Origin of the sequence: Blastomonas sp. (genome assembly GCF_046294995.1) — a bacterium.
Classification (GTDB): Bacteria; Pseudomonadota; Alphaproteobacteria; order Sphingomonadales; family Sphingomonadaceae; genus Blastomonas.
The window spans coordinates 35836-61277 of the sequence record NZ_JBKBOG010000006.1 but is presented as its reverse complement, the minus strand read 5'-3'; the positions used below and the strand labels follow the sequence as shown (position 1 = coordinate 61277).

Below are 25442 nucleotides of genomic sequence, written 5' to 3'. Positions count from 1 at the left end.
CTGCGGCGCGCCGGAGCCCAAAAACGAATTGTGCCGATTACGCGATGGCACCGGGCGTTTGAACCTGCTTAACCAACATTCGCGGACGCCCGATGTAAAATGAGAAGGCATATCTGCCCAGATTAAGGATGGAGAGCATGGCCGACCCAATTCGGATCACTTCGCGCGGAGAGGTTGAGACGCTGACGCTCAGCCGTCCCGAAGCGCTCAACGCGATGGACGAGCCGATGATCCTGGGCTTGCAGGACTATTTCCGGTCGCTCGCCGACCGGCCCGAGGTGCGGGTGGTGATCTTCAACGCCGAAGGCCGCGCGTTCTGCGCAGGACTCGACCTCAAGGGCTGGCCCCCGCGCGAGGGAGACGGCGCAGTGCATGGCGGCTGGCGCACCCAGCGCGCCATCGCGACGGTGATGCAGCTGATGCGCAGCTGCCCGCAGCCGATCATCGCGTGTGCGCAAGGCGCGGCCTGCGGCGGCGGCATGTCGCTGCTGCTCGCCAGCGACGTGCGCTACTGCACCCCCGATTTCCGGATGAACGCAGCGTATATCCGCATCGGCCTGGGCGGGTGCGACATGGGGTCGAGCTATTTCCTGCCGCGGCTGGTGGGCAGTTCGCTCGCCTCCGAGATGATTCTGTCAGGCCGCTTCGTCGGTGCCGATCGCGCGCTGGCGGCGGGCTTCGTCAGCGAAATCGCCGAGCCCGGCGACATCCTCGCCAGGGCTGAGGCGCTCGCCGGCGACATGCTGCTGGCCAGTCCGATGGGTCTCAGGCTCAGCAAGGACGTGCTCAACCGCAACATCGATGCGCCCGGCTTCGAGGCGGCGCTGGCGCTGGAGGACCGCCAGCAGATCATGCTCAGCATGACCGAGGATTATGCCGAGGCGAGACGGGCATTCATCGAGAAGCGCGCACCCGTGTTCAGGGACCGGTGACTTTAAGAAATCCTCCCCGAGCTTGTCTCGGGGAGGGGGACCGCCGACCGAAGGTCGGTGGTGGAGGGGAAGCGAGATGGCACGGCGCCCAATCGGCTTCACGATCCCGCTTCCCCTCCACCCCCCGCTGCGCGGGCGGTCCCCCTCCCCCAGCAAGCTGGGGAAGGATCTAAGAAAAGGTCACCCCATCTCCGCCACCTTCTGGCGCTCGATGAAGCGGTGGACGGCCTGGATCACCACCGATCCCTCGCCCACGCCCGAGGCGACGCGCTTGACCGAGCCGGAGCGGACATCACCCACCGCGAACAGGCCGGCCCTGCTGGTCTCGAACGGCGTGCAGCCGTCGCCGGTGACGATGAAGCCGTTGTCGTCGAGCGCGGCGCACCCCTGCAGCCAGTCCGAGCAAGGCTGCGCGCCGATCATCACGAACAGCGCGCCGAGCTCGATGTGTGTCGTCTCGCCGGTGTTGCGGTCGCGCCAGACCAGGCTTTCGAGATGCGGATCGCCTTCAAGCGCGGTGATCTGGGTGAATGGGTGCAGCGTGATCGCGTCCGATGCCTCGATGCGGTCGATCAGATAGCTCGACATCGTCGCGGCCAGCCCCTGGCTTCGCACCAGGATGTGGACATGCGCGGCGTGGCGCGAAAGAAACACCGCCGCCTGCCCCGCCGAGTTGCCCCCGCCGACCACCACCACCGGGCGCCCCGAGCACAGTTGCGCCTCCATCGCGGTCGCCGCGTAATAGATGCCCGCACCCTCCAACCGGGCGTAATCGGGCAGATCGAGCCTGCGATAACGCGCGCCGGTCGCTGCGACCACGGCGCGGGCCCTGGCCCGTGTGCCGTCCTCGAGCGCGATGCTGAAATGATCGCCGCTGCACTCCAGCCCGGTCGCGGCGCGCGACACCGCGAGCCGCGCGCCGAACTTCTGCGCCTGCACCTGCGCGCGTCCGGCCAGCGCCTGGCCCGAAATGCCGGTAGGAAAGCCGAGGTAATTCTCGATCTTGCTGCTGGTGCCCGCCTGTCCGCCCGGCGCGGTGGATTCGACGATCAGCGTGTCGAGCCCTTCGGAGGCCGCATAGACCGCTGCTGCCAGCCCGGCGGGACCTGCGCCCACCACGATGACATCGTGCAGCCGATCGTGATCGATCGCAACCGCGACGCCCAGTGCGTCGGCCAGTTCGTGGGTGCTGGGGTTGCGCAGGATCTGGTCTTCGGAAATCACCACCGGCAGATCACCGCTGGTCAGGCCGAAGCCCTGCAGAAACGTCGCGGCATCGGGATCGGACGCGGAGTCGATCGTCCGGTGCGGATAGCCGTTGCGGGTGAGGAAGGCGTTGATCCGCACCGTATCTGCGCTGCGCACTGGGCCGACCAGGGTCACCGCGCCCTGCTGGTGCTGCATCAGCGCCACCCGCCGCAGGATGAACGCGCGCATGATGATCTCGCCGATATCGGGTTCGGCGACGATCATCGCGCGGAAATCGGCGCGCGGCACCCGCACCACTTCGGCCGGGCCCACCGCCCGCCCGCTGACCAGGATCTTGCGGTCGTTGAACAGGTCGAGTTCGCCGGTGAACTGGCGTTCGCGGTGGGTGTGGACGATGGATTCCTCGCCATGATCATTATGGTCGATGATCGCGACTTCGCCCGCGCAGATCAGGAAGAAATCAACCGTCCGCTCGCCCCTGTGGAAGACATAGGCGCCATCGGCGACCGATTCGCGCGACCCGAACCGGGCGAGTCGCGCCGCCATCTCTTCGCTGAGCACCGGGAACGTCTGCTCGGGCCGGGCATAAGGATCGCTGCCATCGCCGCGCGTGCCGCTGGTCTGTGCACTTCGCATCGCGGTTGTCTCCCACAAGGATGTTCGCGCGCCGTAGCGTCAGCGCCCGGCATGGCACCGCAGCCTATGCGAATGGCGCGGAAATGCGTAGCTTTTTTGGCAGATGCGCTTTGCTTTTGCGCGCTTCCGGTGCAGATTGCGCGCCAACGCCCAACACAGGCACCAAAGGTGAGGACCATGACTGAAGACGAAGACCTCGAAAGCTTCCGCGCCGAAGTGCGCGCCTTTCTCGATGCCGAACTTCCCCCCGAAAAGCGCTTTGCCGCCGACGGTTTTGCCAATGCCAGCAAGGAACTGACCGCCTGGTGGCAGGGCGTACGCGCCAAGCGCGGCTGGGGCGCTCCGGGCTGGCCCAAGCAATATGGCGGCTGCGAATGGTCGCTCGCCAAGAAGCGCATCTTCGCCGATGAATCGACCAAGGCGGGCGCGCCATCCTACAGCCCGTTCGGCATCACCATGGTGGCGCCCGTGATCTACACCTTCGGCACCGACGAGCAGAAGGCAGAGCATCTGCCGCACATCCTCAACGGCACGCGATTCTGGTGCCAGGGCTATTCGGAACCCGGCGCAGGGTCGGATCTGGCCAGCCTGAAGACCCGAGCGGTCCGTGATGGCGACGATTATGTCGTCAACGGCCAGAAGACCTGGACGACGCAGGGGCATTGGGCCGACTGGATCTTCTGCCTGGTGCGCACCAACACCGAGGTGAAGCAGCAGAACGGCATCTCGTTCCTGCTGATCGACATGAACACGCCGGGCATCGAAGTCCGCCCGATCCGCACGATCGATGGCATGCATCACCTCAACGAGGTGTTCTTCACCGATGTGCGCGTGCCGGTGAAGAATCTGGTCGGCAACGAGAACGACGGCTGGACCTATGCCAAGTTCCTGCTGGGCAACGAGCGTGCCGGGATCGCCGGGGTCACCCGCACCAGCGGCGATCTCGCGCGGTTGCGCGAATGGGCGAGCTCGACCGAACGCTTCATCGATCCGCCGATCAACGATCCCAGGATCGCGCAGCGGCTCGACGATCTCGAGCAACGGCTTGCCAAGCTGGCGGCGCTGGAAGCCCGAGCGCTCGAATCTCCCAGCCAGTCGATGGAGGCGATGCGCCTGGTCGCGCCCCTGAAGCTGCTCGGCACCGAGCTGTCGCAGGACGTCTCCGAACTCGCGCTCGATATTGCAGGGCCGGCAGCATTGCCGCGTCCGGCGGAGAACCCGGCGCACCCCTATGGCCAGGAAGGCGAGCACGCGATGTCGGTGTTCCTCTTCGGCCGCGCGCAGTCGATCTATGGCGGCACCAATGAGGTGCAGAAGAACATCCTCGCCAAGATGATGGCCGCAGGGCTGTAATAACCACCAATTCCCTACCCGTCTGAGTCGAGCGTAGTCGAGACACGTGAGCACGTCCCTCGACTGCGCTCGGGACAGACGGAACTAGTGACAGGATCACCCACATGTTCGCACCCAATGACGACCAGCAGCTGCTGACCGACAGCGCCCGCCGCTTCACCCAGAAACATTATGCCGACGACAAGCTTGGCCAGATGGGCGAGGCCCCTCTCAACACCGCGCTCTGGGCCGAAATGGCCGAAGCCGGGTGGCTGATGCTGCCCTTCGCCGAGGCCGATGGCGGGCTGCAGGGCGAAGGCCAGTCGGGGCTTGGCGATTGCGTCAGCCTGTTCGAGGTATTGGGCGAAGGCCTGGTGGTCGAGCCGGTGCTGGCGAGCACCATCCTCGCCGGCGGCCTGATCGCCGCCGCCCCCGAATCCCAGCAGCGCAGCGATCTGATCGAAGCCATCGTCTCGGGCGGCGCGCCGATCGGCGTGGCACTGCACGAGCCGCGCGCGCGGCACGACATCTGGTATTGCGAAGCACGCGCGACCAAAAGCGGCGACGGCTGGACGCTTGTCGGTCACAAGTCGCTGGCGCATGGCGCGGCAGCGGCCGAACAGATCATCGTCCTTGCCCGGATCGACGGCGAACCGGGCAGCGGCGGCGAAGGCCTCGGCCTGTTCCTCGTCCCCGCCGATGACGCGGGCGTTACCGTAACGCCGTATCGCCTGCGCGACGACCATTGGGCTGCCGATGTCGCGCTCGACAATGCCTCGGTTGGCGCCGACGCGCTGCTGCTCGGCACCGGTGCGGCGGCTGACGCATTGCAAAAGGTGATCGACAAGGCGCGGCTGCTGCTCGCCGCAGAGGGCACCGGCATCATGCGCCGCGTGTGCCTCGCGACACAGGCCTATACCATGGACCGCAAGCAGTTCGGTGTGCCTCTCGCCTCGTTCCAGGTGCTGCAGCACCGCATGGTCGACATGTCGGTGGCGTTCGATCAGGCGCGGTCATTGGTCTATGAGGCGGTGACGCACGATGCTGCAGGCGATGCCGACGCCATGACCCGCTCGGCCCGCGCCGCTTATCGCGCGGTCAGCGAGGATGGCGTCGAGGTCGGCAAGCAGGCGATCCAGCTGCACGGCGGCATGGGCATGTCCGAAGAGCTGCCCTTGGGCCGCGCGCTGCGCCGCCTGCTGGCGATCCGCCAGGCGTTCCCGCTTTAACAGATCTACGCCGCACCATCATCGTCACCCCCGCGCAGGCGGGGGTCCCGCTTCTGCGCCACGATCGCCAAGAAAAACGGGATTCCCGCGTTCGCGGGAATGACGGGGTTGGGTTCCAAACGAATCCCCGTTCTCCGGCGAAAGCCGGAGTCCAGAGCGACTACAGTACAATATGACTCCTGGATTCCGGCTTCCGCCGGAGAACTACAGCGCGTCGAAGTCGATCGGCGCATGGCGATCGAGCGTGCGCGAATCATCCGCCATCGGGTATTTCAGCCCGGTGGCGCAGTTGAACAGCACAACCCTGTCTACCTTGCTCACCAGCCCGGCGGCCAGCGCCTGATGATACGCCGCCAGCGTCGCGCCGCCTTCGGGGCACAGCAGCAGCCCGTCCTGGCGCGCCGCTTGCTGCACCGCCATCTCGATCGCTGAATCCTCGACCGCCAGCGCCCTGCCGCCGCTTTGCCGCACCGCGCGCAAAATCAGGAAATCGCCCACCGCGCGTGGCACGCGAATGCCCGCCGCCACCGTCTGCGCGTTCTCCCAGCGTTCGGCATGCTCGGCGCCATCGTCGAACGCCTTGACGATCGGCGCGCAACCCGCAGCCTGCACCGCGAACATCTTGGGTCGCTTCGGGCCGATCCAACCCAGAGCCTCGAGCTCGTCGAACGCCTTCCACATGCCGATCAGGCCGGTGCCGCCGCCGGTAGGATAGAAGATCGCATCGGGAAGTTCCCAGCCGAACTGCGCAGCGAGCTCCAGCCCCATCGTCTTCTTGCCCTCGATCCGATAGGGTTCTTTCAGCGTCGAGAAATCGAACCAGCGGCCCTGCTTCGCGCCTTCGCCGACGATCGCACCGCAATCATCGATCAGCCCGTTGACCCGCCACACGCGCGCGCCCTGCAAAGCGATTTCCTGCACGTTGATATCGGGGGTGTCCTCGGGGCAAAACACGATCGTCTCGATCCCGCAGCGGGTGGCGTAAGCCGCCAGTGCCGCGCCGGCGTTGCCGTTGGTCGGCATCGCGATCCGCTTGATCCCCAGCGCCTTGGCCATGGCGACGGCCATCACCAGCCCGCGCGCCTTGAACGATCCCGTCGGCAGCCGCCCCTCATCCTTGGCCATCACATTCGCCCCGCCGGAGACCGGCAACGGTACCAAAGGCGTTTCGATCTCGCCCAGGCTGACGATATCGCGCACGTGCCGCACCGGCAGCAGCTCGCGCCAGCGCCACAGATCGGTCTCGCGCGCCTGCAACGCGTCCCGGTCGAGATGCGCGGCGATGCCAGGCAGGTCGTAGCGCACCAGCAGAGGCCGTCCGACGCGCGATAGACCGTGAACCTCGTCGGCGGGGTAGACCTCGCCGGTCATCGAGCATTCGAGATGGGTGACGAAGCTCTCGCGCTCGGCGGTGATATTGCTCAGCAGGGACATAGGTAACGGAAACTCCATGCCCATCGCGGGCGGCGGCAAAGGCGGGTGCCAGCACCAGATGCAGCAATCGAATGCAAATTCAAGCGCTTGCGGTCGAAAGGCAGCCGATCAACGAAATGGCAACCCCATCGACCAGCCGAACCGGGTGGATTCGCGGCCCGGATAATCGGTCAGCCCGATCGTCATCGTCTGATGCCCGCCGCTGGGGCGCGGCCGATAGGTCCGGACAACGCGATCCCAGATCGACAGGCAGAAGCCGTAGTTGCTGTCATGCTCGATCCGCGCGGTGCTGTGATGGACGCGGTGCATGTCCGGCGTGACGATGACCAGCCGCAGCACCCGGTCGAGCCACAGCGGCAGCGCCAGATTGGCATGGTTGAACATCGGCAGCACCGCCAGCAGCAGCTCGAACACGATCAGCGCCCATAACGGCGCCCCCAGCGCCAGCGCGACGCCCATCTTGAGCAGCATCGACAGGGCGATCTCGAGCGGGTGGAAGCGCAATGCGGTCGACATATCGAGATCGCGGTCGGGGTGATGGACGCGGTGCAGCCGCCACAACAGCGGAATGCGGTGCGTCGCCCAGTGCTGCGCCCAGACCGCAAGGTCGAGCAGCAGGATCGCGAGTACGCCCTGCGCCCAGCCGGGCAGCCCGGTCATCGGCAGCAATCCGAAATCGGGCTGCGCGGCGTATCCCGTTATCGCGCCGAACACGCCGATGAACACCAAGGCCTGCACCCCGCGCTCGACCGGCATGTTGATCATGACGAAGCCCAGATGCGTGCGCCAGCGCTGCGCCAGCGGCAGCCGGTGACTCCGCCGCGGCCACAAGGCTTCGGCCAGCAGCAGCACCAGCGCAGTGCCGATCAGCACCGCACTGATCAGCAAGGGCTGGCCGCTGGCGATCATGACGCGGCGGCGAGTTCGGACTGCTCGGCCATCGTCGGGTAATCGGTGTAACCCTCGGGCCCCTGGCCGTACCAGCGCTTGGGATTGTCGGGGGTGAGCGGCGCATCAGCAGCGAACCTTGCCGGCAGATCGGGGTTGGCCAGGAAGGTGCGGCCAAAGCTGATCGCGTCGGCGCAGCCCTCGGCCATCGCTGCCTGGGCGTTCTCCAGCACGTAATCGCTATTGAGCACCAGCGGCCCGGCAAACACCTTGCGGATATGCGGGCTGACCGGCGGCACGTCGCTGGCACCGAAGGTGCCGTTGGCGGGCGGCTCGCGCAGTTCGAGGAACGCGATGCCGATCCGGTCGAGCAAGGCGGCGGCGGCGGTGAAGGTCGCGTCGGGCGTGGCATCGTTGACGCCTTGCGTCTCGCCGTTGGGTGACAGCCGCACCGAGACGTGCTCGTGGCTCCAGGCATCGACCAGCGCCTGCGTCACTTCGCCGAGCAGGCGGATGCGGTTTTCGATCGCGCCGCCATATTCGTCCTCGCGCAGGTTCGACGAGGAGCGAATGAACTGGTCGATCAGATAGCCGTTGGCCGCGTGGATCTGCACCCCGTCGAAGCCCGCGCGGCGGGCGTTTTCGGTGGCGCGGACATAGTCTGCGATCACGCGCGGAATCTCGTCCACCGGCAGCGCGCGCGCCGTGTCATAGGGCTTGGTGCCTTCATAGGTGTGCGCATGATAATCGAACCGCGTCGCCGAGGCCGAGATCGGCGGCTTTCCGCCGATGAAATCCGAATGCACCAGACGGCCCATGTGCCACAGCTGGCAGATGATGCGCCCGCCTGCTTCATGCACCCGCTCGGTGATCGGCTTCCAGGCTTCGACCTGCTCGTCGCTCCAGATGCCCGGCGCGAACGGGGTGCCCAGGCCTTCCTGGCTGATCCCGGTGGCTTCGGAGATGATCAGCCCGGCGCTGGCCCGCTGCGCATAATATTCGCCCATCAGCGGCACCGGCACATGCGCCTTGGTCGCGCGGCAGCGGGTCAGCGGCGCCATCAGGATGCGGTTGGGGCAGGCAATCGCGCCGAGCTGGATCGGGTCGAACAGGGTCGGCATTGTATCGTTGGACATCGGCAAGAATCTCCGTTTGCACCGTCCCGGTTTTGCCGAGACAGGATTTAAGTGATTGGCTAAGCCCCCGCGATGACAAAAGCAACCGAGCGCGGTGGGGGTCTGGCCCTGCTGGCGCTGATCATGGCCAATGTGGCGCTTGCCTTCGGTCCGCTGTTCGTGCGGATGGCCGATACCGGCCCTGTGTCCGCCGGATTCTGGCGGTTGACGCTGGCGCTGCCGGTGCTGGTGCTGATCGCGATGCAGCGGCGCGAACCGCTGTCGGGCTATGGCCGCGGCATCTGGTGGGTGCTGGCATTGGGAGGGTTCGCCTTTGCGCTCGACCTTGCCAGCTGGAACTTCGGCATCGAGCGGACCAAGCTCGCCAACTCGACCCTGTTCGGCAACATGGGCAGCATCATCCTGGTGCTCTATGGCTTCGTGATCAGCCGCGCCTGGCCGCACCGGGCCGAAGTCGGCGCAGTGGTGCTGGCGGTGGTCGGCGCAGGCCTGCTGATGGGCAGCTCGTACGAACTCGACGTCCGCAATCTGGTGGGCGACCTGTTCTGCCTCGCCGCAGGCGTGTTGTACGTGGTGTATCTGCTCAGCATCCGCAAAGTCCGCAGCGTTCTGGGCAGCTGGTCGGTGCTGGTCTGGTCGACGGTGTTCGGCATCGCCCCGATGCTGGTCATCGCGCTGCTGCTGGGCGAGCCGGTCTGGCCGACCGACTGGACGCCGGTGCTGCTGCTTGCCTTGGTCTGCCAATTGTTCGGCCAGGGGTTGATGGTTTACGCGGTCGGCCATTTCTCCCCGGTGGTGCTGGGGATTGCGCTGCTCGGCCAGCCGGTGATCGCGGTGATCGTGGGCTGGGTGGCCTTCGGCGAACGGCTGTCGCTGCCCGACTGGATCGGCATGGTCGCCATCGGCGCAGCCTTGGTGCTGGTGCGGCTGCCCGAGGCGCGCCGCGCCGCGCGGCTTGCAGGTTCGCCTGCGGCTCCCTAATTGGGATGCCACCCAAGGAGGCACCGCCCATGTACCGCCCGACCAAGCTCGACACCCTGCCCGCCGACCCGACGCTGGACGAGGTGCGGCTGTTCCTGCCGCCATTCATCGCCGACGAAGCGGTGTTCGATGGCTGGACCCCGGCCGCGCGAGATGCCGCCGCGAGTGCGCAGGGTCTGGAGCCCGGGCTTGCCCAGCTTGCCTTCGATCAGGGCCCGATGGACATGATCGAGGCGTGGATCAGCCATATCGATGCGCAGATGATCGAGGCGTTTCCGCCCGAGCGGATCGCGAGCATGAAGATCCGCGAGCGCATCACCGCACTCGTGGCGTTCCGCTTCGAGGCCGTTGCGCACCAACGCGAAGCGCTGCGCCGCGCAACCGCGATCCTTGCGCTGCCCTCCAACCTCGGCCGCGCCGCCAAGCTGTCATGGCGCACCGCGGACCTGATGTGGCGGCTCGCGGGCGACACCGCGACTGATTACAACCATTATTCCAAGCGAATGATCCTGTCGGGCGTCTACGGATCGACGCTGATGGCGTTTCTCGACGACGAAAGCCCCGACTTCGCCGACACCCACGCCTTCCTCGCGCGCCGCATCGAGAACGTCATGCAGTTCGAAAAGGCCAAGGCCAAGTGGACCAAGGGCGGCGAAAGCCTCAGCCTCACCCGCTTCCTGGGCCGTCTGCGCTACCCGGCGCGGTAAGGCTGGCATAGCTGCAGCGATCCGGCGGTGACATCGGCAAGGGGCACGGCATGCGCGAGGAAATTGCCAGGGTCGAATTCAGCGCGCCGGTGATAGAATGGCGCGGTCCGGCCCCGTTTTATTTCCTAGCGCTGCCCCAACACTGCCTTGGCGAAATCCATCATGCAGCCCGGCAAGCGAGCTATGGCTGGGGCTGCGTACCCGTGCAGGCCAACATCGGCGCCGTCGCATTCACCACATCCCTGATTCCGCGCGACGGCGGATTTTTGCTGCCGCTCAAGATTGCGGTCAGGACAGCAGCAGGCATCGACATGGCTGACACGGTGTCAGCCACGATCAGAATTTTTACGCCACACTGAAAACGAAGGCTGCACGACAGGCGGTGGCACTCACCGCGGCGCGATCGATCGCCAGGCTTCGGCGATCTCGGCGAGCATCTGGCGCGCGGAGACCAGCAGGTCGACGTTGTCGACGCTGATCGCGGCGTTGATCCGGCGGCTGGCTTCGCGGTAGATACGCGCAAGGGCAAGCGCGAGTTCGCCGCCCTTGTTGAAATCCAGGCTCTCCTCGAGCGCGATCACGATGGCCGAGGCGCGGGCGCGCGCCTGGATCATCGGCACGCTCTCGCCGCGCTGGGCATGGCGCACCGCTGCATCGAGCCGCAGCAGCAGCTCGTCGAACAGGATCACGACCAGATCGTGCGGGCTGGCGCCTTCGACCCGGCTTGCGGTGTCGACGGCCTTGTAACTGCCCATGTTGCGCCGGGGGGAGATGAAGCTCATGGCGATCCCTTATCGTTTCGTGGATTTCAGTTGTTCTTGCCCGACCAAACAGCGATCTGCTGGTCGAGATAGCTCTGCGTCGAGCGCAGGATCGTCAGCTGACGGTCCATGGCCGAAAAGGTGGTTTGCAGCTGCTCGCGGTAACGGGCGCTGTCTTCCTGGACCTTTTCCAGCGCCTTGCTGTAATCCTGAGCCAGATCGGCGAACCGTTTCTTCGCGGTGGTGAGCGAGCTGCTGGGCGCCTTGAGGCTGGTGCGCACATCCTCGAACGCCTTGGCAAGACCCGGGTTGCCGGCGGTGGGCGTCGCAGGCTCCAGCATCTTGGCGACGCCTTCGGGATCGGCGGCGAGCGCGGCATCGAACCTGGTCGCGTTGAGCGTGAGGGTCCCGTCGCGGCCGGTGCTCACGCCAATGTCGGCGAGCGACCGGTAGGTTCCGGTATCGGTGAGCGGCTTGGTGGTCAGCGCGGCCAGCGCGCGCATCATGTCGCGCGCGGCGGCATTGCCGGCCAGCGGCCCGCCGCTCGCGCCTTCCAGGCCCGGCGCGGTGGCGCTGTTGAGCGCGGTGCGCAGATCGTTGTAGGCCTTGACGAATTCGTTGAGCACATCTTTGACCGTGGATGTCGGCTGGTCGCCGCTGATCACCACAGTGGTGCCAGGCGAGGCGGTGAGCAGGTTGATGCGCACGCCCGGGATGGCGGTGTCGATCTGGTTGGAGCTGTTGACGACATCGATGCCGTTGACCTTGACGATGCTGTCGCCCGCATTGGTGACCGAGGTCATGCCGGCGCCACCGGCAGGCGGATAGGCAAACGCATCGAGTGCCGCAGCGCCGCCCGATCCGGTGATGGTGAAGCTGTTGGCCGCCCCTTCCTTGCCGCGCAGCACCAGCCGCGAGCCGTTGTTGTCGGTGATGATGCTCGCGGTGACTCCGCTGTCCGATGCGTTGATCGCGTCGCGAAGCCCGCCCAGGCTGTTGTTGGTCGAATCGATGATGACATCGAAGCTGCCCGCCGATGTCTCGATGGTCAGCGTGCCTTCACCCACTTGCGCATTGGCGGCATAGGACGACGCCGACACCATGCTCTGCGCCGATGCCAGCTGCGTCACCTGGACCGTTGCAGGCAGCCCCTGTGGTTTCTGGCCGGGGATGAACGTCGCTGCGACCAGATCGCCGCGGGTCGAGACCAGCGCGCCGGAAAACTGGCGGCCGTTGAGGATTTCGGTCAGCGCGGTGGAGAAAGTGTCCAGCGCCGATGTGGCCGAGGCGAGTGCGGAAATGCGCGCCTGGTTGAGGTTCTGCCGTTCCTTCACCGCAGCCTGTTTGGGCTGAAGCGATGCCGCCACCAGGTCGTTGACCAAAGATGCGCTGTTCACGCCGGTAAACCCGGTGATGAGATTCGATATTCCGCTATTGGTGACCATGGCCGTGTCCTCTTGGGTTCGTTAACGGCGCCGGGGCGCTCGGTTTAAGCGATCTTTTGGTCATTGCGCGCGCATTTTCTCGGGCTTTCCGTCCATGTCGAAGCGCATCTCGGCGGGCACGTCGAGGTCGGGCTGGCCGAAGCCGACATCCAGCTTCTCGTTGATGCGGAACACGAAGGCGAGCAGCGTCGCCACCGCCATGTACAGCCGCTCGTCGATGATCGTGCCTGGCTTGGAGGTGAAATAGATCGCGCGGGTCAGTTCGGGATAGCGCAGGATGGTGACGCCCTTCTCCATCGCCAGTTCGCGCATCACCTGCGCAATCGCGCCGCGCCCCCGCGCCAGCACCACGGGTGCTGCGTCCTTGTCCCGGTCGTACCGCAGTGCAATCGCAAAATGGGTCGGGTTGACCAGCAGCACGGTCGCCTCTTCGATCGCCTTGCGGGTCGATCCATTGAGCATCTCGTACTGTCGCCGCCGCACCGCCTGTTTGAGCTCGGGCGAGCCTTCGGCTTCCTTGTGCTCGTCCTTGATTTCCTGCTTGGTCATCTTGAGCTTCTGGTTGCGCTGGAACCATTGTGCCGGAACGTCGATCATCGCGATCAGACCCAGGCATCCGGCCATCGCCATCATCGTGATCGCAAACAGCTCGCCAAATGCACCGATTCCGGCCCGAACATCGCCATGGCCGAGCTCGGCCATCTGCGGCAGCATCGTCATGATCATCACCACGCCGACCGTGCCCATCAGCGCCACCTTGGCGATCGACTTGCCCAGCTCGATCAGCCCGTGAAGCCCGAACATCCGCTTGAAACCCGCCATCGGGCTGAGCTTGGAGGCCTTGGGCTGGAGTGCGCTCCACCGGAAGCCCAGCGAGCCGAGCGACGCCGGTGTCGCCACCGCCGCCAGCATCAGGAACACGAACAGCCCGCCAAAGGGCAGCGCCAGCGGCGCCAGCAGCGTGAAGGTGCGCTGGCCGACGTTGAAATCGGTCGCGTCGTGCAGGTCGAACACCAACCCGGTGCGCAGCATCGATGCGATCGCCGACACCATGACGTCGCCGAACAGCACGAAGGCGAAGGTGCCTCCGATCATGATCATCGCGGTGCCCAGTTCCTTGGACTGGAGCACATCGCCCTTCTCGACCGAATCGCGAATGCGCTTTTCGGTCGGGGCTTCGGTCTTTTCACCGCCACCTGGGGGCTGCTCTGCCATCGCGTCAGCTGCCCGCCATCACTTCGGATTGCGCAAGGCCAAGCTCCATCGCGCGCATCATCCCATCGGCAAGCACCGGAGCCGCCATCGCCAGCAGGATGATCCCTGCGAGCACGGCGACAGGAATGCCGACCGAAAACAGGTTGAGCTGCGGTGCGGAGCGCGCGAGCATCGCCATCGTGATCTGCACGATGATCAGCGCGGCCCCCACCGGAAGCGCGATGACCAGACCCATCGAGAACAATGTGCCGCCGAACTCGACCAGATCGAAGATCACCCGCGCTGACACGAAGGCATTGCCCGGGGGCAGCGCCTCGTAGCTTTGCACGATGATCGCGATCAGCATCAGATGGCCATCCATCGCCAGCAGCAACAGCACCGCGATAATCGACAGGAAGCTGCCGATCACCGGGCTCGACGCGCCGCTTTGCGGATCGCTCATCGAGGCAAAACCCAGCCCCATGGTGTTGCTGATCACTTCGCCCGCGACGAACGCGGCGGAATAGCCGATCTGCAGCGCAAAGCCGATCGCCGCGCCGCAAATGACCTCGCCCAGGATGAAGACGAAGCCCGAATAGCTGATCAGCGTGCTGTCGGGCAGCTTGATATCGACCGAATTGGCAGCGGCAATGCCGATCATCGCCGACAGGATGATCCGCACCTGCAGCGGCACGCTGGTCGCGCCGAACACCGGTGCCACCATCAGCGCGGCCCCGGGCCGGATCATCGCCATGATCCAGATCCACAATTGCGCTTCGACAGAGGCGAACCCCGGTGCGATCACAGCAGAAGGTCCGGAATGCGGCTGAAGATCTCGACGGTGAAATCGGCGATCAGATAGAGGATCGATCCGCCGAACAGCGCCAGGATGATCGCGAGCACGACAAGCTTGGGCACGAAGCTCAAGGTCGCCTCGTTGATCGAGGTCGCCGCCTGGACCATGCCGAGCAGCACGCCCACCAGCAGCGCGGGGATCAGCAGCGGGGCCGAGGCGAGCGCGGTGATCCACAAGGTCTGCTGCGCAAGCCCGATGAAATAGTCGGTCTGTTCCATGTCAGTTTCCGATGGCTCTCAAGTTCCGTTTGTCCCGAGCGTGTCGAGGGACGTTACGCAACCGTTGGCGATCACGTCCCTCGACTTCGCTCGGGACAAACGGGAAGGGGTTCGAAGATACCGACATCACGTCACGAACGACCCGGCGAGCGAGCCCATGGTCAGCGCCCAGCCATCGACCAGCACGAACAGCAGCAGCTTGAACGGCATCGAGATGATCGTCGGCGACAGCATCATCATGCCCAAAGCCATCAGCGTGGAAGCGACGACAAGGTCGATCACCAGGAACGGCAGGAAGATCATGAAGCCGATCTGGAACGCGGTCTTGAGTTCGCTGGTGACGAACGCGGGCAGCAGGATCGAGAACGGGATGTCCTGCGGCCGGGCGAACGCCTTTTCCTTGGCCAGATCCATGAACAGCTTGAGGTCGGTCTGACGGGTCTGCTTGATCATGAACTTGTGGAATTCGTTGCCCGAAATCTCGATCGCGGTTTCCAGCTCGATCGTGTCGGCGGCATAGGGGGCGACAGCGCGCGCGTTGATCTCGGTAAAGGTCGGCGCCATCACGAACATCGAGAGGAACAGCGACAGGCCGATCAGCACCTGGTTGGGCGGAGTCTGCTGCAGCCCCAGCGCCTGGCGCAGGATCGACAGCACGATGATGATCCGCGTGAAGCTGGTCATCATCAGCAGCATCGAAGGCAGGATGGTGAGCAGACCCATCAATACGAGGATCTGCAGGGAGAGCGTCAGCGGCTTGCCGTCGCCCGCGACATCATTGAGCGCGCGGCCCAGGGCTTCCGAGGCTCCGGGCGCTGCGACCGGGCCGGTGGCTTGTGCGAAGGCGGGGGTGGCGAGGAAGAGGGCGAGGAACGCGAGGATCACAAGGGCGATCACCCACCCCGTCTGTCCCGAGCGAAGTCGAGGGACGTGCGCGCCACGGTTGCGTATGGTCCCTCGACTTCGCTCGGGAACACGGGATGTTGGGACGGAAAGGATTGCCCCGCTCATGCCCCGCGTCCCTTGAACGCGGCGAGCAGGTCATGCTCTGATCGGGCCAGCGTCGCCGGGGGAGGTGATACGCTGGCCGGACCGTGTCCGGCATCGGCGCGGGCGATCGTGTCGATCCGCGCGCGCGTTACCGAAACCAGAATTTTCTGTCCCGCAAACTCGACCACCGCGAGCTTGCCCGACACACCCATGCTGACCGTTTCGACGACCTTGAGGTCGCGCTGCGGGCCTGCCATGTCGAGCCGGGCCATCATGCCGGGCTGGTACTTCTTGTACAGCCACAGGCTGCCGTAGATCATGCCGGCCATGATCGGCAGCATGATGACGAGTTTGATGATGTAATAGGTCATGCAGGTCCGCTTCTTGTCCACCGCCGCGCCGCCGGGTTTCCGGCGGGTTTGGCAGGGACAATAGGGACCCCGTCAGACTCGCCGTTCGACCCGTGCCTGGCCGACGTTCTTCGTCACCACCTCGGCCACCCGGATTCCGAACCGGCCGTCGACAGTGACAACTTCCCCTCTTGCAACCAGCGTGCCATTTACGTTGATGTCGAGCAGCTCATTGGCCTGACGGTCGAGCTCGACCACCGAACCTTCGGCAAGCTCCATGATTTCAGCCAGGCGCAGCGATACGCTGCCGACCTCGACAGACAGCCGCACGGGGATATCGGCAAGAAAGCGGTAATGATTTGCCGCCTCGTGCAATCCGTTGCCGCCCAGATCGATCGGATCGGCAGGTGCGCCGAGCATCGGCGCTTCGGTCATGTCGCTCATGGTTTGGCTTATCCTCTTTCAATGGTTTCGATGCGGAACGCGGCCAGGCCGTTCTGTTCACCCAGGCTGCCGCGCGCGAACACGCGGTCACCGATGATCAGCGGCAGGTTGCGCGCCGGTGGAATGGGAATGATGTCGCCGGGCTTGAGATCGGCGAGCTGCGGCAAGGTGAGCACCGGACGGGCGAGCACCGAGCGCGCGGGCAGGCTGACATCGGCCAGCACGCATGCCATCTGGTCGCGCCAGGCCGGATCAGGTCCGCGCTCTTCGGCAAAGCCTGCGGGCGTCAGGCACTGGTCGGCGCCCTGCAGCCCGTCGAGCGGGTAGACGATCTCGATCTCGTAGCGGCTGTTACCGGGCAGCGTCAGCCGGAAGCGCTGCACCACCATGCGCGCGGAGGGCGCAGCGATGCGTGCGCCATCGACGCTGCTCGAATGCCCTGCGGCATGGCAGGCAAAGCTGCCGATCTCGTTCCACGCCCCGCCGATCCGCTCGCCGATCGCCTTGGCAATGCGCCCGATCAGCCGGATGTCGGTCTGGGTGAATTCCTTCTTGGTCACCGTGCTGTCGCGCGGCGCGCCGCCGAAGAACGCGTCGAGCATCGCCGAAACCATCGCAGGCTCCATGCGCAACAGCACGCGGCCCTTCATCGGGCTCAGCTGGAACTGGGTGATGCTGACCAGCTCGGGCTGGCGGTCGCACCAGGCATCGAACTGGGCGAATTCGGGATCGGGCGCATCGACCCGCAGCTTGACCCCGGCAATCGGCTCCAGCGCGTTGCGCAGCCCGATGCACAGATCCCGGGCGACGCGGCGCAGCACCGGCACCACGGTCTTCTGGTCGGCATCGGCGCGAGCGAAGCTGTGCTCGGCAGGGCGGCGCTCCGCAACCGGGGCAGCCGCTTCGCCGGGCACACCGGCCTGGTCACGCGCGGAAGTTTTGGCCTTGCTCATGAAATCGTGTCGTCCCGTCTCGCTGGAATGGTGTTCATTGAACCACGATGCTGGTGAAATAGACGTCCTCGATGCCGCCGAAGCCGGTCTTCTCGGTCAGCGTGGCGTTGACGACATCCTTGATCTTGTCCTTGAGCTGCTCCTTGCCCTCGAGCGATTCGAGTTGCATCGCGTCGAATTCGCTGATCGTCATCAACACGGCAGAGCGCACGGCGATGTTGTGATCGGTGAGCGCGACGGTGATCTTGTCATCGAAATAGGTCGAGACCGCGAGCGACATCTGGGCAAAGCCGGTGTCCCCGCGCAGGTTGGCGGTGAACGGCTCCTCGATCGGGAAATAGGTGACCTTGAACTTGGCGTCGAGCTTGCTGCCTTCACCGGGCTGCTTGAGACCGGCAGCCTTGGCCGACACCGTGGTGCCATCCTTCAGCACCACCTTGGGCGCGTTGGGGTCTTCATGCTCGCCACCACCGACCATGCCGGCAGCGAAGAATCCGGCCGCAGCGCCGCCGCCGCCCAGAACTGCGACGAGCAGGACGGGAACGAGCAGCTTCTTGACTAAGCCGCCCTTCTTTTTCGGTTCCTTTTCGGTTTCAGCCATCTGTCGATCCTTAAGAGATTGTCGTGTGTTCAGTGGGTTAAGCGTAGCGCACATTGTCGCGCGGGCGACGCTGGGCGGTGTTGGGTTGTGTCAGGGAATCTGCTGCAGCCTGCCGTGGCATGCCGTCGCGGGCTGGGCCCGGTTCGGACCCGGACTGGCCGCGCTGTTGCTGGGCAGAGCCACCCTGGGTGCCTGTCGATGGCTGGCGAAGCTCCACGGTGATGTCGGTGTTGCGGTTGCCGTTGTTGCGCAGCTCCTGCTCGAGCCGGATCTGCGACTGGGCCAGCGTGTCGCGCACCGCGTCATGTTCGGTGACGATGCGCACATGGTCGCGCTTGGGCCCCGCGAGCAACTCGATATCGATGCGGCCAAGGTGCTCGGGCATGATCTGCATCCGCACCAGCTGACCCTCGCCGATCACGCGGGCGATCTGCGTTTCGACGTTGCCGACAAAGCCCTCGTCAAAGCTCAAGGTTGCGAGCGGAGCCGCCGCGGCGTTGCCCGCTGCGGCTGCAGCGGTGAGCCCGAAAGCAGCCTGCGTCGTCACCGGCGAGGCGACCGCGTTGAGCGCTGCGGCCCATGCGGGCGGAACGGTTTCAGCCGGCGCGGCGGACATCGCATCAAGGCGGGTCGCATCGACTCGGATCGCATCGGCAAAGCGCGCGGCGGGCGACGAGGCGGGCAGCGGCGCGGCGGGATCACCCAGACCCAGCACAGCGCCGAGTGCCTCTGCCGGGCGTGCGCCCTGCGATGCCGCCAGAATGGTGCGCTGGCTGGTTGCCGAGACCACGCTGCGCGGCGGCTGGGCTGCACCCTGGCCGGGCTGGACGACCGCTGCGGCGAGGGCGGGATCGGTCGCTGCGCGCGCAACAGTTGCCGGGTCGGCAGCGACCGCCGGAGCGGCCGCAGCATCGACGTCCGGGCGGGCGACAGCGACGGGAGCCTGGGCCACTGCTGCAGCGGGCTGCGCGGGTGTGGCGGTGTCGGGATCGACGGCGACAGCGGCATCGCGAGGTGCAGACGCGGTCGCGGGACGCTGGGCATGATCCGGCTGCGCGGGTGGCGCAGGGACCGGGGTCATCTGCGCAGAGGACTGGGCAAAGGACTGGGCAGCGTCGGGTACAATCGTGGGTGCGGCGTCCGCACCGAGGGCTTCATCGGCTGCAGGTGCGGGATGTGCCGCCATCGACGGGTTGGCGCTGATCGCGACCCGCACGCTGCCGGTCTCTGGCGCAGAGGCTTGCGGGCGGACGGGAGCGGGGAGCGCAGGTTCGACGACCGGCGCAGCGACTGGCGCGGCGTCGGCGGCCGTGGCAACCGACGTGTCGCGGTGCGCGGCGCGGCGCGGGCGCACGGAGTGGGGCCCGTCATGGGGTTCGGCGGCGATCTCGTCCGCCGCAACCGCCTCGGGCATCGACCCAGGCGCGATGGAACGCGCGCGGGTCGTGTCCGAAGTCTGGGCAGCGCCCGCTTTGGCCGCGGGCACCTGTGTCTGCACGATGCCGGGCGCAGGCTTCATCGTCCCGGCGAGCACCGCTTCGATGATCTGGCTGGGACTGGCATCTTCGGGCAGCGGCGCAACTTCGGCGGCAGCAACGGTGTCGGGGAGGGCCGAAGCCGTCACCGCCGGCGACTGCGCTACCGGTTCGGCCATCGACCCCGCCAGTGGCGCGCCAGCCTGGACGAGCGCTGCAGCAAACGCGGCGCTCGCTTCGCCCTCGACGGCACCGCCGGATGCAGCCTGTCCGGCACCGCCCAACGCGGCGTCCGGAGTGGTCATCAGCGCCAGCTGGCTGGCAAAGGGGTTGGCATCAAGCGACATACCCGGCTTTACAGCAGGAAGCGTGCCAACCGAGAGCGACAGCATCGATGATCCCGAAAGCGCCTGCATGATGTCGTGGCTCATTCCTGCGCTTCCTTCTTCATTCTGCGGCGGATCGGCAGCCGCGCGGCCTTGCGGTCGGCGGTGTCATCGGCATGCGCAATCGCTCTGTCGAGCAGCCGTGATGTGGTTTCCCGGTCGATATAGGCGGCAGTCCGTTGCCGCTCGACCTGGGCAAGATGCTGCCGCGCGCGCACCAGGGCGGCATTGATCTCGCCATCGGCGCGCATCAGCCGCTGCGCGAGCTCGAGCTGCGAATGCAGCGCGGCGCCCGTGTGGCAGTGCGCGGCTTCGAACGCACCGTCGCGCAGCTTCTTCAGCCGGTCGGCATTGTTCACCAAGGTCGCCTCGTTGCGCATCGCATGGGCGGCAACCCCGATCGCCAGCTTGACCTGCGCATCGCGCACGGCGTGCACCCGCCGCCAGGATTTGGGCTTCAAGCTCATGCGCCGAACCCTTGCATCAGATCGGCGACGCTCGCGTCGATATCGATCCGGTCATGTGGCGCCTGGCGGATGAAATCCAGCAGATCGGGCCTGCGCGCCACCGCCTCGTCGATATTGGCGTCGCTGCCCTCGCGATACGCGCCCATCAGCAGCAGATCGCGGTTTTCCTCGTACGCCGACCAGATCCGGCGGAAATTCGCCATCGCGCGGCGATGTTCGTCGGAGATGATGTCGGTGGCAACGCGGCTGAGCGACTTGCCGATGTCGATCGCCGGGAAAATCCCCTGCTCGGCCATCGAACGCGACAGGATGATGTGGCCATCGACGATGGCGCGGGCGCCATCGACGATCGGGTCGTCGAGATCGTCGCCATCGGCGAGCACGGTGTAGAGCGCGGTGATCGATCCGCCGCTTTCCTTGTCGTTGCCGGCGCGTTCGACGAGCTTGGGGATCAGCGCGAGCGCGGAAGGCGGATAGCCCTTCATCGTCGGCGGCTCGCCCAGCGCCAGCCCGATTTCGCGCTGTGCGTGGGCGATGCGGGTCAGGCTGTCGATGATCAGCAGCACCTTCTTGCCCTGCTTGCGGAAATATTCGGCGATGGCCGTGGCGCGATAGGCCGCGCGCAGCCGCAGGATCGGGCTGTGATCGGCAGGAACCGCGACGGTCACCGTGCGCGACTTCATCGGCCCTGCCATCTTGGTCTCGACGAAATCGCTGACCTCGCGGCCACGCTCGCCGATCAACCCGACGACGATGATGTCTGCCTCGGCAAAGCCGATGATCTGGCCGATCAGTACCGATTTGCCGACACCCGACCCTGCTGCCACCGCGATCCGCTGGCCGTGTCCGGCAGTGAGCAGCGCGTTGATCGCGCGGACGCCCAGATCGATTGTCTTGGTGACTCGGCCACGGTTGAGCACGTTTTCGCGCTTGCCGGCCAGCGGCCAGCGATCGTGCGCGATCACCGGGCCCAGGCCGTCGAGCGGCTCGCCCATCGGACCGATCACCCGGCCGAGCAGCGCTTCTCCGACCACGGCCATATTGGCCTGCGCGTCGGGTTCGACCCGCGCGCCGCTGCGCAACGCAGCATCGCTTTCCAGCGGCACCATCATCGCGCGCGAACCGCGAAACCCAGCGATCTCGGCACGGATGCGCCTGCCGTCGGCGGCGCGGACCGATCCGCCATAGCCGATCGGGTAGTCAAAGCCGGTAACTTCAAGCATTCCGCCTTCATGCGCGACCAGACGGCCGACGCGGCGCGGCCCTGCCCCAAGCGCGGCGACCTTGTCGGTAAACTGACGAACGGCGTCTTCCTGTGCGGCGATCATTGGTCCCCCTCCAGATCATCGATCAGACCCTGCAGCGCATCGAGCATCGGCTGTGTCCCCTGCTCGATCCAGCCATCGGCGTGATTGAGCGAAACGGTGCCGCGCCGGATTGTCGGGTCAGGGGTAAGCACCAGCCCGCATTCGGCATCGCCAAGCAGCTTCATGTCTTCTGGGTGCAGGTGCAGCGCGCTGCCGCGCATGTCGCGGGTCACCAGCATGGCGAGCGAGCGGCAGTGTTTTTCCAGCACAGCCGCATCGGGCTGCGCAAACCCGCTCGAGCGTTCGAGCATCTGCTTCATCGCATGCAGCAGCATGGCGCACAGGCCCTGCGACAGTTGCGGGCGCAATGCCGTGATCGCTGCGGCCAGCGCCTCAGTCGCGGCATCGCTCGATTGCAGCTCGGCGGTGGCCTGGGCAATGCCATCGGCAACCCCCTGATCATAGGCCTGCACCAGCATTTCCTCGGGCGACGGGCCTGCATCGATCACCGGCTCGTCGTCGTAATCGTCTTCCTCGTCGAACTCCATCACCGGCGCCTGCGCATCGGCGCTGGCAAAGCCCGACATTGCGGTGAAGATCGCCGAGGGACGGAACACCGCCACCGGAGCCTGCATATCCCAGACCGGCAGGAACGCCGCAGCGCCGTCGGGACCGATCGTGATCGGGCGGTCAGACATATTCGTCGCCACCTCCACCGATCACGATTTCGCCCGCATCGGCCATCCGCTTGGCGGCCTGGACGATCGCCTTCTGCGCCTCGACCACTTCGGACAGCGGCATCGGACCACGATCGGCAATGTCGTCGGCGATCGACTGCGCCGCGCGGCTCGACATGCAGCCGAACATCTTGTCGCGCAGTTTGTCGTCCGCACCCTTGAGCGCTGGGACGAGGATTTCCGCATCAATCGAGCGCACCAGCGCGCCCAGATCCTTGGCATCGAGCCGGATGAGATCGGCAAAGACGAACATCTCGTCCTCGATCTTGCGCGCGATGTCCTTGTCGCGCTTGGTCACCGCGCGGATGATGCGCGCGCTCTCGCGCTTGTTGATGATGTTCATGATCGCAGCCGCATCGGAAGTGCCTCCCGACGAGCTCGATCCACCACTGCGCTGGCTGGCGCCCTGGCTGGCGAGCAAGGCATCGATCGTCTCGAGCGCCTCGGCGCTGACCGGGCCCAAAGTCGCCAGCCGGAAGACCACGTCTTCCTGGACTTCGACCGGCAACAGCTGCAGCACGTTGGCGGCAACCTCGGGCTTGAGATACGACAGCACGACAGCTGCGATCTGCGGGTGTTCATGCTCGACCAGCAGCGCGATTTCGACCGCGTCCATCCACTTGAGCGCCTCGAGCCCGTTGCCGGACTTCTTGGGTGCGACGCGGGTGAGCATGGTTTCGGCACGGCGGTCGCCCAGCGCGCGCTTGAGCATGCCCTCGATCTGCTCGTCGGCCTTGTAGCCAAGCGTGGTGCGGTTGCGCGCCTTGTCGATGAACAGGTCGAGCACCTCGTTGATCTCCTCGGCACCGACATCGGCGACCGAGAACATGGTTTCGCTGAGCTGGCGCACTTCCTCGGGCTCCAGCCGGGTGAGGATTTCGGCGGCCTGTTCTTCTGCAAACAGCAGCATCAGGATGGCAGCGGCGTGATCGCCCGGGATCGGGCGGCGGCCGGCGGGGGCAATGCCCTGCTCGACCACGGCATCAAGTGCATCAGGCATCGACCGGCTCCCGTGAAGCGTCGGCAGTCGCCTTGAGCAGATCACGCACCACCAAGGTGGCGTGATCCGGGTTCTGCCGGACGAAGTTCTGGATCAGCAGCGCGCGTTCCTGATAGCTCGACGCGGCGTTGATCATGTCGAGCGTCACCGGCTCGTTGTCGCTGGCGGCGCGTGCCACGGCACGCGGATCGTTGCCGTCGCGGGCCAGCGCCTGGGCGAGCAGGCCGGTCGGGCCGTCCACTGCGGCGGCAGCCAGCTCCGCCTGCTTGTCGTCGGCCTTCTGCTTGGTGTAGCGCTTGAGCAGCGGGCGACCGATGCCGAAGATCAGCGCGAGTGCCACGAGCAACGCCGAGACGTTGCGCACCAGCATGTTGAACCAGCTGGTCTCGTAGAACGGTTCTTCCAGCGTGGTCACCGGCTCGAAGTTGCGCGACGAGATCGCGACCTGGTCACCGCGCGCGACATCGAAGCCGATCGCGCCTTTTACCAGAGCCTCGATCGCGGCGATTTCAGCGGCGCTGCGCTCCTTGCCACCGGCCAGGTTCTTGATGGCGACCGCGACCGAGATGCGGGTGACCTTGCCCGAAGGCTCGCGGGTCACCGCGACCTGGCGGCCGAGCTCGAAGTTGCGATTGACCTGCTCGTTGCGGGTCGTGGTGGTGCCGGGAGCGGCGGCCTCGGCACCCGCCAGTTCGGCACCGGCCTCGGTCGCGATATTGGGGTCGGCGGGCGGCTGGTTGGCCAGCGCGCCGGGAATTCCACCGGCGGGGGCCGGCAGCGCTTCGGTCGAGGTGACGGTCTGCTCGCTGCGCACCCGCGCCTCGTCGGCGGGGAAGCTTTCGGTCGTAGCCTGACGCTCGGCAAAGTTCACCTCGGTCGATACTTCGGCGACGAAGTTGCCCGAACCCAGCATCGGGGTCAGCAATGCGGTCAGCTGGCGGCGATAGCGTTCCTCGATGGTTTGCTTCACCTCGATCTGGCGCTCGGCATCATCCATCCCGCCGGACTTGGCGTTGCTCGAAAGCAAACGGCCGTTCTGATCGACCAGCGAAACATTGTCCGCCGACAGGCCGGGGATCGAGCTGGCGACGAGGTGGATGATCGCCTGGACCTGCGACTCCGGCAGGCGTCCCGACTCTGCAAGCTGCAGCACCACCGATGCGGCGGGCTCGTTGCGGTCGCGGATGAAGATGCTGGGCGGCTCGACCGCCAGATGGACGCGGGCACTGACGACCGAGTCCATCGCTTCGATGCTGCGGGCAAGATCGAGCTCGCGTGCGGCGCGCAGCTTTTCGTTTTCCACCGCGCGGCTCGCCCCCATCGGCATCGCCGAGATCAGATCGTCGCCGCTGGGCGCGCTCTTGGGCAGACCCTGGGCTGCGAGCGCAATCCTTGCCTGGTGATAATCATCTTCGGACACCATGATCGTGCCCGAGCTGTTGTCGAAGCTGTAGCGGATGGTCGAGGCATCGAGCGCCGAGATGACCGCAGACTTGTCGCTGTCGGGGAGGCCCCTGAACAGGTCGCGCTGCGGCGGTTCGCGCAAGGCGGCCCATGCCAGGATCGCCAGCATGACGACGCCCAGGAAGCCGATCAGCGGCATCGCCTTGGCGACGGCGGGCTGGGCCACGAAGTTGCGGACCTGTGCCGGGATGGTGGTGCCACCCAGGATGCGGCCCGCCGCGCCCGAGCCGCCCTGGCCGGCGATGATCGCGGGCGAAGGGGCAAGCGCGGTGCCGTCGGATGAACTGGGGGTAATGGTAATCTCTGACAT

26 protein-coding genes are annotated in these 25442 nt (G+C 66.0%); 6 read left to right on the top strand and 20 right to left on the bottom strand.

Annotated features, from left to right (window positions below):
* Window positions 1–137: 137 nt before the first annotated feature.
* A complete protein-coding gene (locus ACK4R0_RS09190; protein ID WP_409673454.1) occupies window positions 138–932 on the top strand; it encodes an enoyl-CoA hydratase/isomerase family protein in 795 nt (264 codons plus the stop codon).
* A 180-nt stretch (window positions 933–1112) separates the two neighbouring features.
* Here ACK4R0_RS09190 and ACK4R0_RS09185 read toward each other — a convergent pair whose 3' ends face one another.
* Window positions 1113–2777: an FAD-dependent oxidoreductase gene (locus tag ACK4R0_RS09185; protein ID WP_409673451.1), complete on the bottom strand. Its 1665-nt coding sequence runs from the start codon at window positions 2775–2777 to the stop codon at window positions 1113–1115.
* Between the two features lie 177 nt (window positions 2778–2954).
* Here ACK4R0_RS09185 and ACK4R0_RS09180 point away from each other — a divergent pair, with 177 nt between their 5' ends.
* Window positions 2955–4130, top strand: coding sequence for an acyl-CoA dehydrogenase family protein (locus ACK4R0_RS09180; RefSeq protein WP_409673448.1), 1176 nt, complete (start codon window positions 2955–2957; stop codon window positions 4128–4130).
* Between the two features lie 104 nt (window positions 4131–4234).
* Entirely contained in the window at window positions 4235–5338 is a 1104-nt protein-coding gene (locus ACK4R0_RS09175) for an acyl-CoA dehydrogenase family protein (RefSeq protein WP_409673445.1), read from the top strand.
* A 204-nt stretch (window positions 5339–5542) separates the two neighbouring features.
* Here ACK4R0_RS09175 and ACK4R0_RS09170 read toward each other — a convergent pair whose 3' ends face one another.
* The 3 genes from ACK4R0_RS09170 to ACK4R0_RS09160 form a co-directional block, all read right to left on the bottom strand.
* The gene (locus tag ACK4R0_RS09170; RefSeq protein WP_409673443.1) at window positions 5543–6772 is read right to left on the bottom strand and encodes a threonine synthase; all 1230 of its coding nucleotides are present in this window, start codon (window positions 6770–6772) and stop codon (window positions 5543–5545) included.
* 108 nt (window positions 6773–6880) lie between these two features.
* Window positions 6881–7681: a sterol desaturase family protein gene (locus ACK4R0_RS09165; protein ID WP_409673441.1), complete on the bottom strand. Its 801-nt coding sequence runs from the start codon at window positions 7679–7681 to the stop codon at window positions 6881–6883.
* A complete protein-coding gene (locus tag ACK4R0_RS09160) occupies window positions 7678–8781 on the bottom strand; it encodes an alkene reductase (RefSeq protein ID WP_409673658.1) in 1104 nt (367 codons plus the stop codon). Before ACK4R0_RS09160 ends, ACK4R0_RS09165 begins: the two co-directional genes overlap by 4 nt.
* An 87-nt stretch (window positions 8782–8868) precedes the next feature.
* Here ACK4R0_RS09160 and ACK4R0_RS09155 point away from each other — a divergent pair, with 87 nt between their 5' ends.
* From ACK4R0_RS09155 to ACK4R0_RS09145, 3 genes are read left to right on the top strand one after another with little or no spacing between them, the layout of a single operon-like run.
* Window positions 8869–9777, top strand: coding sequence for a DMT family transporter (locus tag ACK4R0_RS09155; protein WP_409673438.1), 909 nt, complete (start codon window positions 8869–8871; stop codon window positions 9775–9777).
* Between the two features lie 29 nt (window positions 9778–9806).
* Window positions 9807–10484: a COQ9 family protein gene (locus ACK4R0_RS09150; protein WP_409673435.1), complete on the top strand. Its 678-nt coding sequence runs from the start codon at window positions 9807–9809 to the stop codon at window positions 10482–10484.
* A 50-nt stretch (window positions 10485–10534) separates the two neighbouring features.
* Window positions 10535–10843, top strand: coding sequence for a DUF1905 domain-containing protein (locus ACK4R0_RS09145; RefSeq protein ID WP_409673432.1), 309 nt, complete (start codon window positions 10535–10537; stop codon window positions 10841–10843).
* A gap of 30 nt (window positions 10844–10873) precedes the next feature.
* On the opposite strand, the gene fliS is transcribed toward ACK4R0_RS09145, so the two are convergent.
* The 16 genes from fliS to fliF all read right to left on the bottom strand — a co-directional run bounded on the left by fliS (window position 10874) and on the right by fliF (window position 25442).
* Window positions 10874–11266 carry a flagellar export chaperone FliS gene (fliS, locus tag ACK4R0_RS09140; RefSeq protein ID WP_409673429.1) on the bottom strand — a complete coding sequence of 131 codons (393 nt, stop codon included), beginning with the start codon at window positions 11264–11266 and terminating at the stop codon, window positions 10874–10876.
* Window positions 11267–11292: 26 nt separating this feature from the next.
* Entirely contained in the window at window positions 11293–12690 is a 1398-nt protein-coding gene (fliD, locus tag ACK4R0_RS09135) for a flagellar filament capping protein FliD (protein ID WP_409673426.1), read from the bottom strand.
* 60 nt (window positions 12691–12750) lie between these two features.
* Entirely contained in the window at window positions 12751–13905 is a 1155-nt protein-coding gene (locus ACK4R0_RS09130; protein ID WP_409673423.1) for a flagellar biosynthesis protein FlhB, read from the bottom strand.
* Window positions 13906–13909: 4 nt separating this feature from the next.
* Complete coding sequence (fliR, locus tag ACK4R0_RS09125; protein ID WP_409673420.1) at window positions 13910–14689, bottom strand: flagellar biosynthetic protein FliR; 780 nt, start codon at window positions 14687–14689, stop codon at window positions 13910–13912.
* On the bottom strand, window positions 14686–14958 hold the full coding sequence (locus ACK4R0_RS09120) for a flagellar biosynthetic protein FliQ (RefSeq protein ID WP_054135646.1): 273 nt from the start codon (window positions 14956–14958) through the stop codon (window positions 14686–14688). Before ACK4R0_RS09120 ends, fliR begins: the two co-directional genes overlap by 4 nt.
* A 126-nt stretch (window positions 14959–15084) precedes the next feature.
* Window positions 15085–15855, bottom strand: a complete 771-nt coding sequence (fliP, locus tag ACK4R0_RS09115) for a flagellar type III secretion system pore protein FliP (protein WP_409673416.1) — start codon at window positions 15853–15855, stop codon at window positions 15085–15087.
* A 110-nt stretch (window positions 15856–15965) separates the two neighbouring features.
* Entirely contained in the window at window positions 15966–16319 is a 354-nt protein-coding gene (locus ACK4R0_RS09110) for a FliO/MopB family protein (protein WP_409673413.1), read from the bottom strand.
* Between the two features lie 72 nt (window positions 16320–16391).
* Window positions 16392–16742, bottom strand: a complete 351-nt coding sequence (gene fliN / locus ACK4R0_RS09105) for a flagellar motor switch protein FliN (RefSeq protein WP_409673410.1) — start codon at window positions 16740–16742, stop codon at window positions 16392–16394.
* An 8-nt stretch (window positions 16743–16750) separates the two neighbouring features.
* Window positions 16751–17695, bottom strand: coding sequence for a flagellar motor switch protein FliM (locus ACK4R0_RS09100; protein ID WP_409673408.1), 945 nt, complete (start codon window positions 17693–17695; stop codon window positions 16751–16753).
* Window positions 17696–17729: 34 nt separating this feature from the next.
* A complete protein-coding gene (locus ACK4R0_RS09095) occupies window positions 17730–18296 on the bottom strand; it encodes a flagellar basal body-associated FliL family protein (RefSeq protein WP_409673406.1) in 567 nt (188 codons plus the stop codon).
* 37 nt (window positions 18297–18333) lie between these two features.
* Window positions 18334–20202, bottom strand: coding sequence for a flagellar hook-length control protein FliK (locus tag ACK4R0_RS09090; RefSeq protein WP_409673403.1), 1869 nt, complete (start codon window positions 20200–20202; stop codon window positions 18334–18336).
* Window positions 20199–20624 (bottom strand): hypothetical protein, encoded by a 426-nt coding sequence (locus tag ACK4R0_RS09085; RefSeq protein WP_409673400.1) that lies wholly within the window; start codon window positions 20622–20624, stop codon window positions 20199–20201. The genes ACK4R0_RS09090 and ACK4R0_RS09085 overlap by 4 nt, the downstream gene beginning before the upstream one ends.
* Window positions 20621–21952, bottom strand: coding sequence for a FliI/YscN family ATPase (locus ACK4R0_RS09080; RefSeq protein WP_409673397.1), 1332 nt, complete (start codon window positions 21950–21952; stop codon window positions 20621–20623). The genes ACK4R0_RS09085 and ACK4R0_RS09080 overlap by 4 nt, the downstream gene beginning before the upstream one ends.
* The gene (locus tag ACK4R0_RS09075) at window positions 21949–22629 is read right to left on the bottom strand and encodes a hypothetical protein (RefSeq protein WP_409673395.1); all 681 of its coding nucleotides are present in this window, start codon (window positions 22627–22629) and stop codon (window positions 21949–21951) included. Before ACK4R0_RS09075 ends, ACK4R0_RS09080 begins: the two co-directional genes overlap by 4 nt.
* Window positions 22622–23668, bottom strand: coding sequence for a flagellar motor switch protein FliG (fliG, locus tag ACK4R0_RS09070; protein ID WP_409673392.1), 1047 nt, complete (start codon window positions 23666–23668; stop codon window positions 22622–22624). Before fliG ends, ACK4R0_RS09075 begins: the two co-directional genes overlap by 8 nt.
* Window positions 23661–25442 carry a flagellar basal-body MS-ring/collar protein FliF gene (fliF, locus tag ACK4R0_RS09065; protein ID WP_409673389.1) on the bottom strand — a complete coding sequence of 594 codons (1782 nt, stop codon included), beginning with the start codon at window positions 25440–25442 and terminating at the stop codon, window positions 23661–23663. Before fliF ends, fliG begins: the two co-directional genes overlap by 8 nt.

Excerpts from the sequence above, each read along its gene's own strand:
- ACK4R0_RS09190 (WP_409673454.1), top strand. The coding sequence starts at position 138 with ATGGCCGACCCAATTCGGATCACTTCGCGCGGAGAGGTTGAGACGCTG.
- ACK4R0_RS09185 (WP_409673451.1), bottom strand. The coding sequence starts at position 2,777 with ATGCGAAGTGCACAGACCAGCGGCACGCGCGGCGATGGCAGCGATCCT.
- ACK4R0_RS09180 (WP_409673448.1), top strand. The coding sequence starts at position 2,955 with ATGACTGAAGACGAAGACCTCGAAAGCTTCCGCGCCGAAGTGCGCGCC.
- ACK4R0_RS09175 (WP_409673445.1), top strand. The coding sequence starts at position 4,235 with ATGTTCGCACCCAATGACGACCAGCAGCTGCTGACCGACAGCGCCCGC.
- ACK4R0_RS09170 (WP_409673443.1), bottom strand. The coding sequence starts at position 6,772 with ATGTCCCTGCTGAGCAATATCACCGCCGAGCGCGAGAGCTTCGTCACC.
- ACK4R0_RS09165 (WP_409673441.1), bottom strand. The coding sequence starts at position 7,681 with ATGATCGCCAGCGGCCAGCCCTTGCTGATCAGTGCGGTGCTGATCGGC.
- ACK4R0_RS09160 (WP_409673658.1), bottom strand. The coding sequence starts at position 8,781 with ATGCCGACCCTGTTCGACCCGATCCAGCTCGGCGCGATTGCCTGCCCC.
- ACK4R0_RS09155 (WP_409673438.1), top strand. The coding sequence starts at position 8,869 with ATGACAAAAGCAACCGAGCGCGGTGGGGGTCTGGCCCTGCTGGCGCTG.
- ACK4R0_RS09150 (WP_409673435.1), top strand. The coding sequence starts at position 9,807 with ATGTACCGCCCGACCAAGCTCGACACCCTGCCCGCCGACCCGACGCTG.
- ACK4R0_RS09145 (WP_409673432.1), top strand. The coding sequence starts at position 10,535 with ATGCGCGAGGAAATTGCCAGGGTCGAATTCAGCGCGCCGGTGATAGAA.
- fliS (WP_409673429.1), bottom strand. The coding sequence starts at position 11,266 with ATGAGCTTCATCTCCCCCCGGCGCAACATGGGCAGTTACAAGGCCGTC.
- fliD (WP_409673426.1), bottom strand. The coding sequence starts at position 12,690 with ATGGTCACCAATAGCGGAATATCGAATCTCATCACCGGGTTTACCGGC.
- ACK4R0_RS09130 (WP_409673423.1), bottom strand. The coding sequence starts at position 13,905 with ATGGCAGAGCAGCCCCCAGGTGGCGGTGAAAAGACCGAAGCCCCGACC.
- ACK4R0_RS09120 (WP_054135646.1), bottom strand. The coding sequence starts at position 14,958 with ATGGAACAGACCGACTATTTCATCGGGCTTGCGCAGCAGACCTTGTGG.
- ACK4R0_RS09110 (WP_409673413.1), bottom strand. The coding sequence starts at position 16,319 with ATGACCTATTACATCATCAAACTCGTCATCATGCTGCCGATCATGGCC.
- fliN (WP_409673410.1), bottom strand. The coding sequence starts at position 16,742 with ATGAGCGACATGACCGAAGCGCCGATGCTCGGCGCACCTGCCGATCCG.
- ACK4R0_RS09100 (WP_409673408.1), bottom strand. The coding sequence starts at position 17,695 with ATGAGCAAGGCCAAAACTTCCGCGCGTGACCAGGCCGGTGTGCCCGGC.
- ACK4R0_RS09095 (WP_409673406.1), bottom strand. The coding sequence starts at position 18,296 with ATGGCTGAAACCGAAAAGGAACCGAAAAAGAAGGGCGGCTTAGTCAAG.
- ACK4R0_RS09090 (WP_409673403.1), bottom strand. The coding sequence starts at position 20,202 with ATGAGCCACGACATCATGCAGGCGCTTTCGGGATCATCGATGCTGTCG.
- ACK4R0_RS09085 (WP_409673400.1), bottom strand. The coding sequence starts at position 20,624 with ATGAGCTTGAAGCCCAAATCCTGGCGGCGGGTGCACGCCGTGCGCGAT.
- ACK4R0_RS09080 (WP_409673397.1), bottom strand. The coding sequence starts at position 21,952 with ATGATCGCCGCACAGGAAGACGCCGTTCGTCAGTTTACCGACAAGGTC.
- ACK4R0_RS09075 (WP_409673395.1), bottom strand. The coding sequence starts at position 22,629 with ATGTCTGACCGCCCGATCACGATCGGTCCCGACGGCGCTGCGGCGTTC.
- fliG (WP_409673392.1), bottom strand. The coding sequence starts at position 23,668 with ATGCCTGATGCACTTGATGCCGTGGTCGAGCAGGGCATTGCCCCCGCC.
- fliF (WP_409673389.1), bottom strand. The coding sequence starts at position 25,442 with ATGTCAGAGATTACCATTACCCCCAGTTCATCCGACGGCACCGCGCTT.